This window comes from Mycobacterium sp. SP-6446 (assembly GCF_001954045.1).
GTDB lineage: Bacteria > Actinomycetota > Actinomycetes > Mycobacteriales > Mycobacteriaceae > Mycobacterium.
In genome coordinates this window covers 21,361-36,797 of record NZ_MBEM01000181.1, presented here as the reverse complement: position 1 = coordinate 36,797, position 15,437 = coordinate 21,361, and the positions used below count along the sequence as shown (strand labels likewise).

Genomic DNA, 15,437 nt, shown 5'->3' with positions numbered 1-15,437 from the left:
TATGCGGATGCGCAGGGTGCTGATCTGGATGATCGCGGCCGCCGCGGTAGCCGTGATCGCCATCGGGGCCGTCGGCGTCGACTACGGGGCCAGCATCTACGCCGAATACCGGCTGTCGTCCAACGTGCGCAAAGCGGCGAATCTGGGGTCTGACCCGTTCGTTGCGATCCTGGCTTTCCCCTTCCTTCCGCAGGCGATGCGCGATCACTACGACCAGGTCGAGATCAAGGCCAACGCCGTCGACCACGCGATGGTCGGCAAGGCCACCCTCGAAGCCACGATGTATTCGGTCGACCTGACCCATGCGTCATGGCTGATCAGGCCCGATGCGAAGCTCCCGGTGGGCAGGCTGGAGAGCCGCATCATCATCGACTCGACGCACCTGGGCCGGTACATGGGCATCAGCGACCTGATGGTCGAGGCGCCACCCAAGGAAACCAACACCGCCACCGGCGGCGTCACCGCGTCGGGCATCTCCGACAGCCACGGCCTGGTGTTCAGCGGCACGCCACATTCGGCCGGCTTCGAGCACCGGGTCAGCGTTTCGGTGGACCTTTCCATCGCCCCCGACGACCAGGCGACGCTGCTGATCACCCCGACCGGCGTCCTAACCGGGCCCGATACCGCCGACCAAGCCGTGCCGGACGACAAGCGGGACGCGGTACTGCGCGCCTTCAACACCAGGCTGCCCAACCAACGGCTTCCGTTCGGCGTCGCACCCACCAGCGAAGGCGCACGCGGCTCCGACGTCATCATCGAGGGCGTCACCCGGGGAGTAACGGTCAGCCTCGACGGGTTCAAACAGTCATGAATTGCGCCGACGACGATGCAGAGCGCAGCGATGAGGAGGAGTGGCGCACATGAACACCGTCATCGTCGCGATCGTGGCGGCGGTCCTGGCGGCAACCCTTGCGGGATGGTTGCTTACCCGGCGCTCCGGAAACATCCGCGAAGTTCACTCGGACGCCGGCGTGGACGCCGCTGACCTTAGGCTTTCGCACGACGGACCGACCGTCGTGCACTTCAGCGCGCCGTGGTGCGGGCCTTGTGATCGGGTGCGCCGGGTGGTCGACCAGGTCTGCGATGACCTCGGCGACCTGGGGTTCATAGCCCACGTCGAGGTTGATTTGGATGCCAATCCGCAGGCAGCCAGCCGATTTTCGGTTCTGTCGCTGCCCACCACGTTGATCTTCGACATCGACGGGCGACAGCGATACCGGGCGTCGGGCGTGCCGAAGGCCGCCGAGCTGCGATCGGCACTCGAACCGCTGTTGGCTTGATCACCATGTCATTGGGTAAGCTTGCCGACGTGTCAGCCCGCCTCGAGCCCATGCTCACCAAGCGTCGCGCAGTCGATCTGTGCCGCATCGCGGGTTGTTGTTGTTGCTGTAGCTGCTGAGTAGCCGCGCCCTTCCGCGTAGCTCTCGGAGCAGCCCGGAGCCCTACCGTGGCATGCCTCCACCGTTTCCGTGCAATAGGCGTACCTAGGAGTCGTTCGTGTCAAGCAGCAACACCAGCACCCAACCGGACCGCGTTGACGTCCGCGGGCCCAGGTTCGCCGCCTGGGTCACGACCGCGGTCCTGGTCTTCACGCTGATCGTCTCGGCGGTCAGCGCGGGGGCGGCCGCGCTCATCCTGGCTCTGCAGGCCGTGGTTTTTGCCGTCGGTGCCGCGGGCGGGCCGCGCCGTCATCCCTATGGGCGGGTATTCGCCGCCGTCGTGGCGCCCAGGCTGGGCCCGGTGACCGAGCGCGAACCGGTGCCGCCGCTGAAGTTCGCCCAACTTGTCGGACTGATCTTCGCGGTCGTCGGCGTCGCCGGATTCGCCGGCGGCGCGCCGCTGCTGGGCGTCATCGCCACCGCGGCGGCTCTGGTGGCCGCCTTCCTGAACGCGGCCTTCGGCATCTGCCTTGGCTGCCAGCTCTACCCCGTCGTTGCGCGTTTCCGGCCGACCGCCCGTTCCGCGCAACCCGGCTGACCACCTCGTTAGAAGAAACCGAAAGGAACCCCACCATGGCACGCTCCGACGTCCTGGTCTCCGCTGACTGGGCCGAGAGCAATCTCGACGCCGCGAACGTGGTCTTCGTCGAAGTCGACGAAGACACCAGCGCCTACGACGGCGGCCACATCCCCGGCGCGATCAAGCTGGATTGGCGCACCGACTTGCAGGACCCGGTCAAGCGCGACTTCGTCGACGCCCAGCAGTTCTCCAAGCTGCTCTCCGACCGCGGCATCTCCAACGACGACACCGTGATCCTCTACGGCGGCAACAACAATTGGTTCGCCGCCTACGCGTACTGGTACTTCAAGCTCTACGGCCACGACAAGGTCAAGCTGCTCGACGGCGGTCGCAAGAAGTGGGAGCTCGACCGGCGCCCGCTGTCCAGCGACACCGTCAGCAGACCCGCGACCTCCTACACCGCGGCCGCGCCGGACAACAGCATCAGAGCCTTCCGCGACGAGGTCATCGCCGCCATCAACACCAAGAACCTCGTCGACGTGCGTTCGCCCGACGAGTTCTCCGGCAAGATCCTCGCGCCGGCGCACCTGCCGCAGGAGCAGAGCCAGCGGCCGGGCCACATCCCCGGCGCGATCAACGTCCCGTGGAGCAAAGCCGCTAACGAGGACGGCACCTTCAAGTCCGACGAGGAGCTGGCCAAGCTCTACGCCGACGCGGGGCTGGACGGCAAAAAAGAAACGATCGCGTACTGCCGAATCGGGGAGCGTTCGTCGCACACCTGGTTCGTGCTACAGGAATTGCTGGGACACAAGAACGTTAAGAACTACGACGGCAGTTGGACGGAATACGGCTCCCTGGTGGGTGCCCCGATCGAGTTGGGAAGTTGATATGTGCTCTGGACCGAAGCAAGGGCTGACATTGCCCGCGAGCGTCGACCTGGAGAAGGAAACGGTGATCACCGGCCGCGTCGTTGACCGCGACGGCCAGGCCGTCGGTGGTGCGTTCGTCCGCTTGCTGGACTCTTCGGACGAGTTCACGGCCGAGGTGGTCGCGTCCGCCACGGGTGACTTCCGGTTCTTCGCCGCTCCGGGCTCCTGGACGGTGCGCGCGCTGTCGGCGGTTGGCAACGGCGACGCCGTCGTGACGCCGTCCGGTGCGGGCATCCACGAGGTGGACGTCAAGGTCGCCTGACGGCGACCCCCTGACCGGGACGGCCCGCACGCCGGGGGACGAATAGACTTGTCCCCGTGGTGCTCTTTTTCGAGATCATCCTGGTCGGGATGACGGTGTTCATCTCATGGTTCGCGCTGTACACGCTGTACCGGCTCATCACTGACGAGTCGTGACCTCCGAGGCCCCTGACGGACCGGCCGGTTCCGCGGGTTCCGGCGATCGTGCCGTCGCCGCCGCTGCCGAACGCGCCAAGGTGACCGCATCCCGCAACATTCCCGCCTTCGACGACCTGCCCGTCCCCGCCGATACCGCCAACCTGCGCGAAGGCGCCAACCTCAATGACACGCTGCTGGCACTGCTGCCGCTCGTCGGCGTGTGGCGCGGCGAAGGCGAGGGCCGTGGAGCCGACGGCGACTACCGATTCGGTCAGCAGATCGTGGTGTCGCACGACGGCGGCGACTACCTGAATTGGGAAGCCCGCTCCTGGCGGCTCGATGACGCCGGCGACTACCAGGAACCCGGCCTGCGCGAGACGGGCTTCTGGCGCTTCGTCAACGATCCCGACGATCCGAGCGAGTCCCAGGCCATCGAATTGCTGCTGGCCCATTCGGCCGGCTACGTCGAACTGTTCTACGGGCGTCCGCGCACCCAGTCGTCGTGGGAACTGGTGACCGACGCGTTGGCCCGCAGCCGATCCGGCGTTCTTGTCGGCGGGGCCAAGCGCCTCTACGGCATCGTCGAGGGCGGCGATCTGGCCTACGTCGAGGAGCGCGTGGACGCCGACGGCGGTCTGGTGCCACACCTTTCGGCGCGGCTGTCGCGGTTCGCCGGGTAATTGCGGTTGGCGGCAGTGGATTCCGCAGCCGGCTAAGCCGACAGCGTCCTGACATGGAGCGGCCCCCGAGCGATGCTCCTGGTTGGACAGACCGGAAGCTCGGGGGCCGGGTGGCTACGGGGAATTCGCCAGCGCGCGTTGATCGCTAGCTCTTCCGAGCCATTGCAGCTAGCGCGTAGCCACCTCACATGTCCATGAAGCTATCAATTTCGCGGACCACCTCCTTCCTTGTGTACGGCCGACCGTACCCGCCATTGCGCGAGGCGACAACAGAATTCAGCGCTCAGCGATCGCTGACGATCGCCGCGTCCACCAGTTCGGCGAATTCGGCGGCCAGCGGGGATCGGGGCAGGGGCCGGCCGTCGAGCGTGTGCACGCGGGCGGCCAGCGTCATGCTCGACACCAGCCAAATCCCTTGGGCGGCATGCAAATCCGCGACCCGCAGCGCCCGATAGTCGCAGTCGTAGCCCTTGGCCCGGGCGACCTCGAACAGGGCTTGTTGCGTGGTGCCCCGCAGGATCGGGTACCACGGCGGCGGCGTCAGCAGGCACGGTTCACCCGCCCCGGAGTGGGTGGCGATGACCACCGTCGAGCGGGGGCCCTCCAGGATGTAGCCGTCCGAGCTGACGAAGATCACGTCGCCGGCGCCCTGCCGGGCGGCATGGCGCAGGGCGGCCATATTAACCGCGTACGACAGAGTTTTGGCGCCGGCCAGCAGCCACGGCATCGCATCGGCGCCGGTGGCCGGCAATCCGCGGTCCAGCGTGACCGCCGACAAACCCTCGCGCCGGGCCGCGGCGACGGCATCTTCGAGACGCTACTGGTCCGCGACGGCACCGCGTGTCTGGTCGAGTCCCACCTGCAGCGGCTGACGCAGTCGGCCAAATTCATGGATCTGCCCGACCCCGGCCCCGACGCGGGTGCGATCTGGCATTACGGCGATCCGCTGGGCGAGCAGCGGGCGGCCGAAACCGATGCGGTGGTCGTGGACCGCTCGCATCGCGCGGTGCTCACCCTGACCGGAAACGACCGGCAGAGCTGGCTGCACAACATTTCGACCCAACACGTCAGCGACCTCGCCGAGGGCGCCAGCACCGAAAACCTCAGCCTCGACGGCCAGGGCCGGGTCGAGGACCACTGGATCCAGAGCGAGCTGGGCGGCACCACCTACCTCGATACCGAACCGTGGCGGGGCGAGCCGCTGCTGAGCTACCTGCGCAAGATGGTGTTCTGGTCCGACGTGACAGTGGCCGCCGCCGACATGGCGGTGCTGTCGCTGCTGGGGCCGCGGCTGGCTGACCCGGCGGTGCTGAACGCGCTGGGGCTGGAAGCGCTGCCCGGCGAGCTGACGGCCGTCCCGGTCTCCGGCGGCGGCTTTGCGCGGCGGATGCCCACGGCCATTGCCGGCCGCATCGAGCTGGACCTGCTCGTACCGCGCGGCGAGGCGGACGGTTGGAAGGCCCGCCTGGAACAGGCGGGTCTGCGCCCTGCTGGAGTGTGGGCATACGAGGCCCACCGAGTCGCGGCCCGTCGCCCCCGGCTCGGAGTCGACACCGACGAGCGCACCATCCCCCATGAGGTGGGCTGGATCGGCGGCCCCGGTGAAGGAGCGGTCCATCTGGACAAAGGCTGCTATCGCGGGCAGGAGACGGTCGCGCGCGTCCACAACCTCGGTAAACCACCGCGGATGCTGGTGTTGTTGCACCTCGACGGTTCCGTGGATCGACCCTCGACCGGCGACGCGGTGCTGGCCGGCGGTCGCACCGTCGGACGCCTCGGAACCGTCGTCGACCACGTGGACCTCGGACCGGTGGCCCTGGCACTGCTCAAGCGGGGGCTGCCCGCCGACGCCGAGCTCGCGATAGGCGACCAGGCGGCGGTCATCGACCCCGACTCGCTGCCCCCCGCCGAACAGATCGGCGCGGGCCGGCTGGCCGTTGAACGGTTGCGGGGAGGTACGCGATGATTGGCGATATGGTCCGCCTCGGCGGGCAGGGGGCACCGGCACCCGACCGTACGGCACGGTAAACTGTCGGCAGGACAATAACGACACCAAGAGATCGGAGCCGCCTACTCGTTAGGCCGCTCCGTTATTGCGCGAGGGGGTTCCCCCATGGGCCGCGGCCGGGCTAAGGCAAAGCAGACCAAGGTTGCTCGAGAACTTAAGTACAGCTCCCCGCAGACCGACTTCCAGCGGCTCCAGCGCGAGCTGTCAGGGACGGGCGCCGACGATTCCGACGAGCCGAACGGCGAGGCCGCTGACGACTCGTGGGGTCACCAGGACGACTGGCCCCGCTAGACCACTCTTGTATGCCGATGCGTTTCGCATCGGCATCGTGCTTGTCGCAGCCCGTTAGAACCTCGGATGTTGTCCGACCAGCCGGGCCCGCGGGCCCGCTTTTCCACCCTTGCAAACAGTTCCCAACACCCAGCAGTCCAAGTGCCGCGCGGTCAGGATCGCCAGGGCGCGGTCGGTGTCTTCCGGCGCCACGACGGCGATCATGCCGACGCCCATGTTGAACGTCTTTTCCATCTCCTCGCGCGTAACCCGGCCACGCTGGGCGATCATGGCGAACACCGGCGCGGGCGTCCACGTGCCGCGGTCGACCTCGGCGGTCAGGCCATGCGGGATGACGCGTTGCAGATTTCCGGCCAGCCCGCCGCCGGTGACATGGCAGAACGTGCGGACGTGGGTTTCGGCGGCCAGCGCCAGGCAGTCTTTCGCGTAGATCCGGGTGGGCTCCAGCAATTCCTCGCCCAGGGTGCGGCCGAACTCCTCGACATAACCGGCGAGGTTCATCCGGTCGATCTCGAGCAGGACGGTGCGCGCCAGCGAGTACCCGTTGGAGTGCAGGCCCGACGAGCCCAGGGCGATGATGGCGTCGCCGGGTTTGACGCGGTCGGGGCCCAGCACGTCGTCGGCCTCGACGATGCCCACACCGGTGGCCGAGATGTCGTAGTGGTCGGGTTCCATCAGGCCCGGGTGTTCGGCGGTCTCGCCGCCGAGCAGCGCGCATCCCGCGCGCACACATCCCTCGGCGATGCCGCTGACGATCGCGCTCAGCCGTTCCGGCACCGTCCGGCCGACGGCGATGTAGTCCTGCAGAAAGAGCGGTTCGGCGCCGCAGACCACGAGGTCGTCGACGACCATCGCGACCAGGTCGAGCCCGACGGTGTCGTGTTTGTCCATCGCCTGAGCGACCGCCAGCTTGGTGCCCACACCGTCGGTGGATGCCGCCAGCACCGGTTCGCGGTAGCCGCCGCGCAACGCGAACAGTCCGGCGAATCCGCCCAGCCCGCCGCGCACCTCGGGCCTGGTCGCCTTCGTGGCCAGCGGCTTGAACAATTCGACAGCGCGGTCGCCGGCCTCAATGTCCACCCCGGCCGCCGCGTAGGTGATGCCCTGGCTGCCCGGGCTGCGTCCGGGGCTCTTTCCGGGATCCGTCATCGCGATAAAGGCTACCGGGCGGCGCTCGCCGCCGGTATCAAACGTCGTCAGTGCGCAACCGGTAGTTCGGGTACGTCACCGGCCGCGAGATCGTCGAGCCCCGACCCCCGGGCCGCGTTGGCGAGCATGTGCTCGATGACGTTCTTGCCGAGGGCGCTTTCGCTTGGCAGCTCGATCGGATACTTGCCGTCGAAGCAAGCGGTACACAGCCGTGAAGCCGGCTGCTCGGAAGCCGCGACCATGCCCCGCAGCGAGACGTAGCCAAGAGTGTCCGCGCCGATCGCGTGCCGAACCGCTTCGAGCATTTCCGCCTCGTCCTCGACGGCGTTGGCGATCAGCTCCGCCGGTGACGGGAAGTCGATGCCGTAGAAGCACGGCCACTTCACCGGCGGCGAGGCGATGCGCACGTGCACCTCGACAGCGCCGGCCTCGCGCAGCATTCGCAGCAATGCGCGTTGCGTGTTTCCGCGAACGATCGAGTCGTCGACGACGATGAGTCGCTTGCCGCGGATCACTTCCCGGAGCGGATTGAGCTTCAACCGGATGCCGAGCTGGCGGATGGTCTGCGACGGCTGGATGAAGGTGCGCCCGACATAAGCGTTCTTCATCAGGCCCTGGCCGTACGGGATGCCGGACTCCTGCGCGTATCCCACCGCGGCGGGCGTGCCGGATTCCGGCACGCCGATCACCAGGTCCGCCTCGACTGGGCATTCGCGGGCCAGCCGGCGCCCGATCTCTACCCGGGTGGCGTGCACGGACCGACCGGCGATCGTGCTGTCCGGACGCGCCAAGTAGACGTACTCGAAGACGCAGCCCTTGGGCGTGGGGTTGGCGAAACGCGTGGAGCGCACCCCGTCGGCGTCGATCGCCAGTAGTTCGCCCGGTTCGATGTCACGCACGAACGAGGCGCCGACGATGTCGAGCGCGGCGGTTTCGGAGGCCACCACCCAGCCGCGATCCAGCCGGCCGAGCGACAGCGGGCGCACCCCGTAGGGGTCGCGGCACGCATACAGAGTGTTCTCGTCCATGAACGTCAGGCAAAAGGCGCCCCGCACGGTCGGCAACAGTTCCAGCGCCGCCTGTTCCAGCGTGGAATCGGCCGCTCCGTGGGCCAGCAGCGCACCCAGGATGTCGGAGTCGGTGGTCGCCGGCGCGGGGCAGCGCTTGGCGATCAGCCCGGCGTCGCGGGCGCGAGCCGCAAGCTCGGCGGTGTTGACCAGATTTCCGTTGTGTCCCAACGCAACTCCGGTGCCCGCCGCGGTATTACGGAACACGGGCTGGGCGTTTTCCCACGTGGTGTCGCCCGTGGTGGAGTAGCGGCAGTGCCCGATGGCGACGTGGCCTTGCATGGCGCCCAACGTCTGCTCGTCGAACACCTGACTGACCAGGCCGAGGTCTTTGAACACCAGCACCTGGGAGCCGTCGGCGACAGCGATGCCCGCGGCCTCCTGGCCGCGATGTTGCAGCGCGTACAAGCCGTAGTACGTGAGCTTGGCGACTTCTTCGCCGGGGGCCCAGACCCCGAATACGCCGCACTCTTCACGGGGCGAGTTCAGGTCCTGCTGGGGTTCCTGGACGGTCACGGGTCGGCGGCTCCCTGGGGAACGGTTGGTGACGTAACGGAGTCTACGGGCACGGTGGCCTCAGCGCCGAATTCAGCACGCGTGTTGAGCACCGAATAATGCATGTCTTCAGTCTAAACCTGCAGTTCAGGGTGACGTTCAGCCGACCGCGATCAGGGGCAGCCAGTGGTCGATTTCACCTGCCCGGGAGCCCGATAGCGTCAGCCGGCCGGCGCTCTTCGCCTGCGCCAGCGACACCATCCCCGTGGCGAGCAGCAGCCATGTCCGTGGATCGGCCTCCACCACGTTGGGCGGCGTACCGCGGGTGTGCCTGGGCCCGGCAACGCACTGAACAGCGACGAACGGCGGGATCCGTACCTCGACGCTGGCGCCGGGCGCCACGGCGGCCAGGGTGCGTGCGGTGAGGCGCACCGCGGTCGCCAGCGCATCGCGGTCGGGCGCCGGACGGGTTTCGTCGCGCAACCACTCGGCGATGGCCAACACGGCCTGCCGGGTCTTGGCCGGATCGGCTTTCTGACGGACGGCCATACCTCAGGGTGCCACTACGCCGATCCGTTCACGCGGGACCGCCGCTGGACGGCCAGCACGGCCACGGCGCCCGCCTCGTTGATGGCCAAGTGCACCAGCATTGGTGCGGCGAGGCTGCCGGAACGGTCGACCAGCCAACCGAACAGCCATCCCCCGACGCCGGTGACCAGCACGGTGGGCAGCACCGGCTCGCCCGTCGCGCGTACGTCCGCGATGTGGGAGAGCCCAAAAGCGGTGGCCTGCAACAGCCTTCCGCCGGACGTGCCGAAGGCGCGTGCACCGAGCGTGCCAAGCGCCGCGCGGAAGGCGGCCTCTTCGGCCCAGACGGTGCCGATCGGTATCCGCCACAGCAGCCAACCCCGCGCAGGCACGGGAAGTTCGCGGGCGGCCATCGACGGGCGTACCGGCGGCAGCGGGGTCGTCGCGGAGATGGCCGCCGCCGCTACCGCACCCGACGCTGATCCCAGCCGCAGCCCCGACCACAGCCGGGGCGGGCTTAACCCCAACGACGCATGTGTCCCGACCACCAGCAGACCGGCAACACCGGCCTGCAGCCCCGCTCGCAGCTCATTCGGCAGTCGCGGGCCGACGAAGCTCCAGCCGACCAGCGCGGCGGCCAACGACAGCGCGCGGAGCCTGCTTATCCGAAGAATCGCGGCAACACCGACTCGGAGGTCTCGCGCAGTTCCGCAAGCGACACCGTGAACAGCCCCTGAACCTCCACGGCGTCCGAGCCCTGATCGACGACGCCGACGCGGACGGCGGGCAGTCCCCGCACCTCACACATGGACCGGAACCGGCTCTCCTCGGTTCGCGGCACGGCCACCAGCACCCGGCCGGCCGATTCGGAAAACAATGTCACGAAGGGATCGGCGCCCTCGGGAAGCACTATGCGGCAACCGGTTTCACCGGCCAGGGCCGATTCGACGATAGCCTGCGCCAGGCCGCCCTCGGACAGGTCGTGCGCGGCGGACACCAGCCCATCCCGCGACGCCGAGCTGAGCACTTCGGCCAGTAGCTTCTCGCGCGCCAGGTCAACCGCCGGCGGCCGCCCGCCGAGGTGGTCGGCGCTCACCTGCGCCCAGATGGAGCCGTCGAATTCGTCGCGCGTGTCGCCCAGCAGCAGCAGGGTCTCTCCCGGTTCGCTGCCGAAAGCCGTGTGGAGACGTCGGCTCACGTCATCCAAGACACCGAGCACGCCGACGACCGGCGTGGGCAGGATCGCCGTCGTCCCGGTCTGGTTGTAGAAGCTGACGTTGCCGCCGGTGACCGGAATCCCCAGGGCCGCACAGCCATCCGCCAGACCACGCACCGCCTGTGCGAATTGCCACATCACGCCGGGGTCCTCGGGCGAGCCGAAGTTGAGGCAGTTGGTCACCGCGACCGGCGTCGCACCGGTGACGGCGACGTTGCGGTACGCCTCGGCCAGCGCCAGCTGGGCGCCGACGTACGGGTCAAGCAGCGTGTAGCGCCCCGAGGCATCGGTCGATACCGCGATGCCGCGGCCGGTCGTCTCGTCGATGCGCAGCACGCCGCCGTCGGCGTGCTCGGCCAACACGGTGTTCCCGCGCACGTACCGGTCGTACTGCTCGGTGATGAACGCGCGGCTGCACAGGTGCGGACTGCCCAGCAGCGCAAGCAAAGTCGCGCGCAGCTCGTCGCCGGTGGCCGGCCGCGGCAGCCCGCTCGACGTGTCGGCGTTCAACGCGTCCTGCGATTCGGGGCGGGTGACGGGGCGCCGATACACCGGGCCTTCGTGGGCGACGGTGCGCGGTGGAACGTCGACCACCGTCTCGCCGTGCCAGGTGATCTGCAGCCGGTCGCCGTCGGTGACCTCGCCGATGACGGTGGCCAGCACCTCCCACTTGCGGCAGACCGCGAGGAACGCGTCGACATTCTCCGGCGCGACCACCGCGCACATCCGCTCCTGCGATTCGCTGGACAGAATCTCGGCGGGCGTCATGTTGGCGGCCCGCAGCGGCACGTTGTCCAGCTCGACCCGCATGCCGCCGTCGCCGGCCGATGCGAGTTCCGATGTGGCGCAGGACAATCCGGCCCCGCCAAGGTCCTGGATGCCGATCACCAGACCGCCCGCGTACAGCTCGAGGCAGCACTCGATGAGCACCTTCTCGGTGAACGGGTCGCCGACCTGCACCGAGGGCAGCTTCTTGCGGCCGGGGCCCCCGCCCTCGTCGCCGCCGAAGGTTTCCGACGCCAACACCGACACGCCGCCGATGCCGTCGAGGCCGGTGCGCGCGCCGAACAGGATGATCTTGTTTCCTGTTCCGGATGCGAAGGCCAGGTGTAGATCCTCTTTGCGCAGCGCGCCGACGCACAGCGCGTTGACCAGCGGGTTGCCCGCATACGAGGCGTCGAACACGGTCTCGCCGCCGATGTTGGGCAGGCCCAACGAGTTTCCGTAGCCGCCGATGCCGCGAACCACGCCGTCGAGCACGCGGCGGGTGTCGGGCGCGTCGGCGGCGCCGAATCGAAGCTGGTCCATCACCGCGACGGGCCGTGCGCCCATGGCCATGATGTCGCGGACGATGCCCCCGACGCCTGTCGCGGCGCCTTGGTAGGGCTCGACGTACGACGGGTGGTTGTGCGATTCCACCTTGAAGGTCACCGCCCAGCCGTCGCCGATATCGACGACCCCGGCGTTCTCCCCGATCCCGGCCAGCATGCCGGCGCGCATCTCGTCGGTCGTGGTCTCACCGAAGTAGCGCAGGTGAACTTTGGAGGACTTGTACGAGCAGTGCTCGCTCCACATCACCGAGTACATCGCCAGCTCGGTGTCGGTGGGCCGGCGGCCCAGGATCTCGCGTATCCGCTGGTACTCGTCGTCTTTGAGGCCGAGCTCGTGAAAGGGTTGCGGCTGATCGGGAGTGGTCGCGGCGTGCTCGACGGTGTCAATCGCCTGGATGCGCGCGGTCGTCACGGCAACAGTCTAAGAGTTAGTCGCCGCGGAGCATGCGTGCGCTTTCCGGGTCCGCCGGGTAGAACAGCTCGACGGCGAGTTCGGCGAGGGTGACGTCGAGCGGGGTTCCGAACGTCGTGAGCGTCGTGAACATCGACAGCCGCTCTCCGCCGCCGGCGTCGAGCACGAAGGGAATCAGCAGCGAGGCGTTGTCGGCGGGCATGCCGCGCGCTGTGGCGGCGGCCGCGACGCCCGGGTATCCGCGCACCTCCTCGTCGATCGCCTGCAACGTCGGGTCGCCGGTGAGTGCGATCGTGCGTCGCAGCTGGCTCAGCAGGTAGCCCGCCCATTCGTCGAAATTCAGGGTCCGGTTGGCGAGACCGTCGGGATGCAGGCATAGCCGATACACGTTGGCCGGCGGGCCGAGCAGATGCTCGGGCAGCCCAGCCGTCAGCGCGGACGCCGCCGCATTGGTCCCGACGATGTTCCAGCACCGGTCGATGACGACGCCCGGGTAGGGGTCGTGCGCGTCGAGCAGGCGCTGGACGGCATCGCGGGCCGGGGACAGCGCGGCATCCTCGAGCGGGCGCGAGGAGTAGCGCGGCGCGAACCCGGCGGCGAGCAGCAGCGAGTTGCGCTCCCGCAACGGAACGTCGAGGCCCTCGGCGAGCGCGAGGACCATCTCGGGACTGGGCCGCGAACGCCCGGTCTCGATGAAGCTCAGATGCCGCGCCGACACACCCACGCTCAGCGACAGATCGAGCTGACTCACCCGGCGGCGAGCCCGCCATTCGCGCAACAGGACACCCACCGCGGCATCGCTCACGAAGCAACGGTAACCACGCCGCGCGCACCGCGGCGATGACCTCCGAGGTAATTGTGCCGCCGCACGGCGACGGACACGCTTGCCTTAACGCGCTCGATCGAAGCGCCTTACCCAGGGAGGAACCATGACCGACGTCAAGACCGCTGCCCCGAAGTTCAGTGCGGAGCTGTGGGCCGCGTACTGGGCCGCGCCCACCATGTCGCGCGGCTTCGACATTCTGGCCGACGACATCGTCGGCTACTGGCCGGGTGACCCGGAGCCGGTGCGGGGAGTCGAGGCGTACACGGCGAAGATCGCCGAAATACTGGACGCCGCACCGGATTTGAAGCTGGAGCTCATCGACAGCGCAACCGTTCCCGGTCCCGCCGAGGGCGAGGAACTGGTGTACTTGCACTACGTCGGTGAAGGCACCGGCCCCGCCGGACCGTTCCGGATTCGCGGCCTCGACCGTGTCCGCAGCCGCGACGGGATGGTCGTGGAGAACGTCATCCGCTACGACCCGCTCTTCCTCGATCAGCGCTGACGCGCGGCGGCCCGCCTAGAGGGCGGGATTGCCGACGATGCAGAAAACGTTGCCCTCGGGGTCGGCCAGCACCACCCAGCGGAAGTTCTCGCCGAACTTGTGCCGGCCGACCTCCTTGGCCCCGGCCGCCGTCAGCCGCGATACCTCGGCGTCGATGTCGGCCGCACTCAAATCGAGGTGTACCCGGTTCTTTCCCGGGGTGGGATCGGGCACTTTCTGGAACCCGAGCCGCAGCCCTTCGGGGAAGGTCACGGCGGTGAACTCGTCGGCGAGGATGACGTGTGTCTTGCCACCGAACTGCTCGGCCCACCAGCCGGCCAGGCTCGCGGGGTCGCCGCAGTCGAAGGTGACCATTTCTACGTTGAAGGTCATGCCCGGATCGTAGGTCAGCGCGGCGACAAAAACGCTTGCAGTGCGGCCGAATACGCGGCCACATCCTGCGCCCCCATCAACTCGCGCGCCGAGTGCATCGCGAGCTGGGCAGCGCCGACGTCGACGGTGGGGATGCCGGTCCGCGCCGACGCCAGCGGCCCGATGGTCGACCCGCACGGCAGGTCGGCGCGATGTTCGTAGCGCTGCAGCCCCACACCGGCTTGCCGGCACGCCAGCGCGAACGCCGCGGCCGTGCGTCCGTCGGTGGCGTAGCGCAGATTGGGATGCACTTTGAGCACCGGTCCGCCGTTGACGTCGATCGGATGACCCGGCTCGTGCCGCTCCGGGTAGTTGGGGTGGGTGGCGTGCGCCATGTCGGCCGAGGCCAGCAGCGACGCCGGCAGGCGCCGCAAATAGTCTTCCCGGCCGCCGCCGGCCGCGAGCACGATCCGTTCCAAAACGGTGCTCAGCAGGTTGGATTGCGCGCCGCGGTCGGAGGACGAACCGACCTCCTCGTGGTCGAAGAGCACCAGCACCGGGACGAAACCGCGCGGCTCCGCGGCCAGCAGGGCCTCCATGCCCGCGTAGCAACTGGCCTGGTTGTCCAACCGCGGCGCGCTCACCAGGTCGCCGTCCGCACCGATCACCGCGGACGGGGTCAGGTCGTGTGTCATCAGGTCGGCCGACAGCACGTCGACCGCGGCCACCCCCGAGCGCTCGGCGACGTAATCGACGAAGGACGCGGCGCCGCCGCCAACTCCCCATACCGCGTTGACGTGTCGTTGCGGGTCCAGCGTGAGCGACTTGCGGTCCTCGGCCAGGTGGATGGCCAGCTGCGGCACCCGCAGGATCGGATCGTCGATCCGCACCAGCCGCTGCACGGCCCGGTCGCCGTCGCGGACCGACAATCGCCCGCTGATGCCCAGGTCTCGGTCCAGCCAGGAATTGAGCCATGCGCCCCCGTACGGCTCCAGCGCAACCACCCGCCAGCCGGCGACCACGCGATCCGGATGCTGCTTGACCCGTAGGTTCGGGCTGTCCGTGTGGGCACCGACGATCCGGAAAGGCCCGTCGGCGCCGCCCGAGTTCCAGGCGACCAGGGAACTGGCGCGGACGGTGAAGTAGCGACCGGGTTGCGACGGCCAGCTGTCGGCTTCGTTCAGTTCGGTGTATCCGGCGTCGACCAACCGCCCGGCCACGGTGGCGCACACATGAAACGGCGACGGGGAGGCATCGATGAATTCGCAGAGGCCTGCGGCACTGGCCGACATGT

18 protein-coding genes and 1 pseudogene are annotated in these 15,437 nt (G+C 68.5%); 10 read left to right on the top strand and 9 right to left on the bottom strand.

Annotation, left to right across the window (positions count from 1 at the left end):
• Position 1: 1 nt before the first annotated feature.
• The 7 genes from lmeA to A5736_RS16485 all read left to right on the top strand — a co-directional run bounded on the left by lmeA (position 2) and on the right by A5736_RS16485 (position 3,967).
• Positions 2–811 carry a mannan chain length control protein LmeA gene (gene lmeA, locus A5736_RS16510; RefSeq protein WP_076122623.1) on the top strand — a complete coding sequence of 270 codons (810 nt, stop codon included), beginning with the start codon at positions 2–4 and terminating at the stop codon, positions 809–811.
• A gap of 49 nt (positions 812–860) precedes the next feature.
• A complete protein-coding gene (locus tag A5736_RS16505) occupies positions 861–1,280 on the top strand; it encodes a thioredoxin family protein (protein WP_076247415.1) in 420 nt (139 codons plus the stop codon).
• Positions 1,281–1,285: 5 nt separating this feature from the next.
• Entirely contained in the window at positions 1,286–1,399 is a 114-nt protein-coding gene (locus A5736_RS27255; RefSeq protein ID WP_369805001.1) for an Ms5788A family Cys-rich leader peptide, read from the top strand.
• A 98-nt stretch (positions 1,400–1,497) separates the two neighbouring features.
• The gene (locus A5736_RS16500; protein WP_076122624.1) at positions 1,498–1,977 is read left to right on the top strand and encodes a DUF4395 domain-containing protein; all 480 of its coding nucleotides are present in this window, start codon (positions 1,498–1,500) and stop codon (positions 1,975–1,977) included.
• A gap of 35 nt (positions 1,978–2,012) precedes the next feature.
• Positions 2,013–2,846, top strand: a complete 834-nt coding sequence (locus A5736_RS16495) for a sulfurtransferase (protein WP_076247395.1) — start codon at positions 2,013–2,015, stop codon at positions 2,844–2,846.
• Between the two features lies 1 nt (position 2,847).
• The gene (locus A5736_RS16490) at positions 2,848–3,150 is read left to right on the top strand and encodes a DUF1416 domain-containing protein (protein ID WP_076064332.1); all 303 of its coding nucleotides are present in this window, start codon (positions 2,848–2,850) and stop codon (positions 3,148–3,150) included.
• Positions 3,151–3,301: 151 nt separating this feature from the next.
• On the top strand, positions 3,302–3,967 hold the full coding sequence (locus A5736_RS16485; protein ID WP_076247393.1) for an FABP family protein: 666 nt from the start codon (positions 3,302–3,304) through the stop codon (positions 3,965–3,967).
• A 283-nt stretch (positions 3,968–4,250) separates the two neighbouring features.
• On the opposite strand, the pseudogene A5736_RS16480 reads toward A5736_RS16485, so the two are convergent.
• A pseudogene (locus A5736_RS16480) lies at positions 4,251–4,769 on the bottom strand (aminodeoxychorismate lyase); the annotation flags it as partial.
• An 87-nt stretch (positions 4,770–4,856) separates the two neighbouring features.
• On the opposite strand from A5736_RS16480, the gene A5736_RS16475 reads away from it, so the two are divergent.
• Positions 4,857–5,933, top strand: coding sequence for a folate-binding protein YgfZ (locus tag A5736_RS16475; protein ID WP_076247392.1), 1,077 nt, complete (start codon positions 4,857–4,859; stop codon positions 5,931–5,933).
• Between the two features lie 147 nt (positions 5,934–6,080).
• A complete protein-coding gene (locus A5736_RS16470; protein ID WP_076122628.1) occupies positions 6,081–6,266 on the top strand; it encodes a DUF3073 domain-containing protein in 186 nt (61 codons plus the stop codon).
• 54 nt (positions 6,267–6,320) lie between these two features.
• On the opposite strand, the gene purM is transcribed toward A5736_RS16470, so the two are convergent.
• The 6 genes from purM to A5736_RS16440 all read right to left on the bottom strand — a co-directional run bounded on the left by purM (position 6,321) and on the right by A5736_RS16440 (position 13,269).
• On the bottom strand, positions 6,321–7,415 hold the full coding sequence (purM, locus tag A5736_RS16465) for a phosphoribosylformylglycinamidine cyclo-ligase (RefSeq protein WP_076247390.1): 1,095 nt from the start codon (positions 7,413–7,415) through the stop codon (positions 6,321–6,323).
• A gap of 47 nt (positions 7,416–7,462) precedes the next feature.
• A complete protein-coding gene (gene purF / locus A5736_RS16460; RefSeq protein WP_076122630.1) occupies positions 7,463–8,998 on the bottom strand; it encodes an amidophosphoribosyltransferase in 1,536 nt (511 codons plus the stop codon).
• Positions 8,999–9,136: 138 nt separating this feature from the next.
• A complete protein-coding gene (locus tag A5736_RS16455) occupies positions 9,137–9,526 on the bottom strand; it encodes a sterol carrier family protein (protein WP_076122631.1) in 390 nt (129 codons plus the stop codon).
• A 14-nt stretch (positions 9,527–9,540) separates the two neighbouring features.
• On the bottom strand, positions 9,541–10,170 hold the full coding sequence (locus A5736_RS16450) for a CPBP family intramembrane glutamic endopeptidase (RefSeq protein WP_139333363.1): 630 nt from the start codon (positions 10,168–10,170) through the stop codon (positions 9,541–9,543).
• Positions 10,167–12,464: a phosphoribosylformylglycinamidine synthase subunit PurL gene (purL, locus tag A5736_RS16445; RefSeq protein ID WP_076247387.1), complete on the bottom strand. Its 2,298-nt coding sequence runs from the start codon at positions 12,462–12,464 to the stop codon at positions 10,167–10,169. The genes A5736_RS16450 and purL overlap by 4 nt, the downstream gene beginning before the upstream one ends.
• Positions 12,465–12,480: 16 nt before the next feature.
• Positions 12,481–13,269: a helix-turn-helix domain-containing protein gene (locus A5736_RS16440; protein WP_076247385.1), complete on the bottom strand. Its 789-nt coding sequence runs from the start codon at positions 13,267–13,269 to the stop codon at positions 12,481–12,483.
• Positions 13,270–13,393: 124 nt separating this feature from the next.
• Between A5736_RS16440 and A5736_RS16435 the strand changes: the two genes are divergently transcribed.
• On the top strand, positions 13,394–13,792 hold the full coding sequence (locus A5736_RS16435) for a nuclear transport factor 2 family protein (RefSeq protein WP_076247384.1): 399 nt from the start codon (positions 13,394–13,396) through the stop codon (positions 13,790–13,792).
• 15 nt (positions 13,793–13,807) lie between these two features.
• Here A5736_RS16435 and A5736_RS16430 read toward each other — a convergent pair whose 3' ends face one another.
• Positions 13,808–14,164, bottom strand: a complete 357-nt coding sequence (locus A5736_RS16430) for a VOC family protein (RefSeq protein ID WP_076122636.1) — start codon at positions 14,162–14,164, stop codon at positions 13,808–13,810.
• 14 nt (positions 14,165–14,178) lie between these two features.
• On the bottom strand, positions 14,179–15,435 hold the full coding sequence (locus A5736_RS16425; RefSeq protein ID WP_175611304.1) for a M18 family aminopeptidase: 1,257 nt from the start codon (positions 15,433–15,435) through the stop codon (positions 14,179–14,181).
• Positions 15,436–15,437 lie beyond the last annotated feature (2 nt).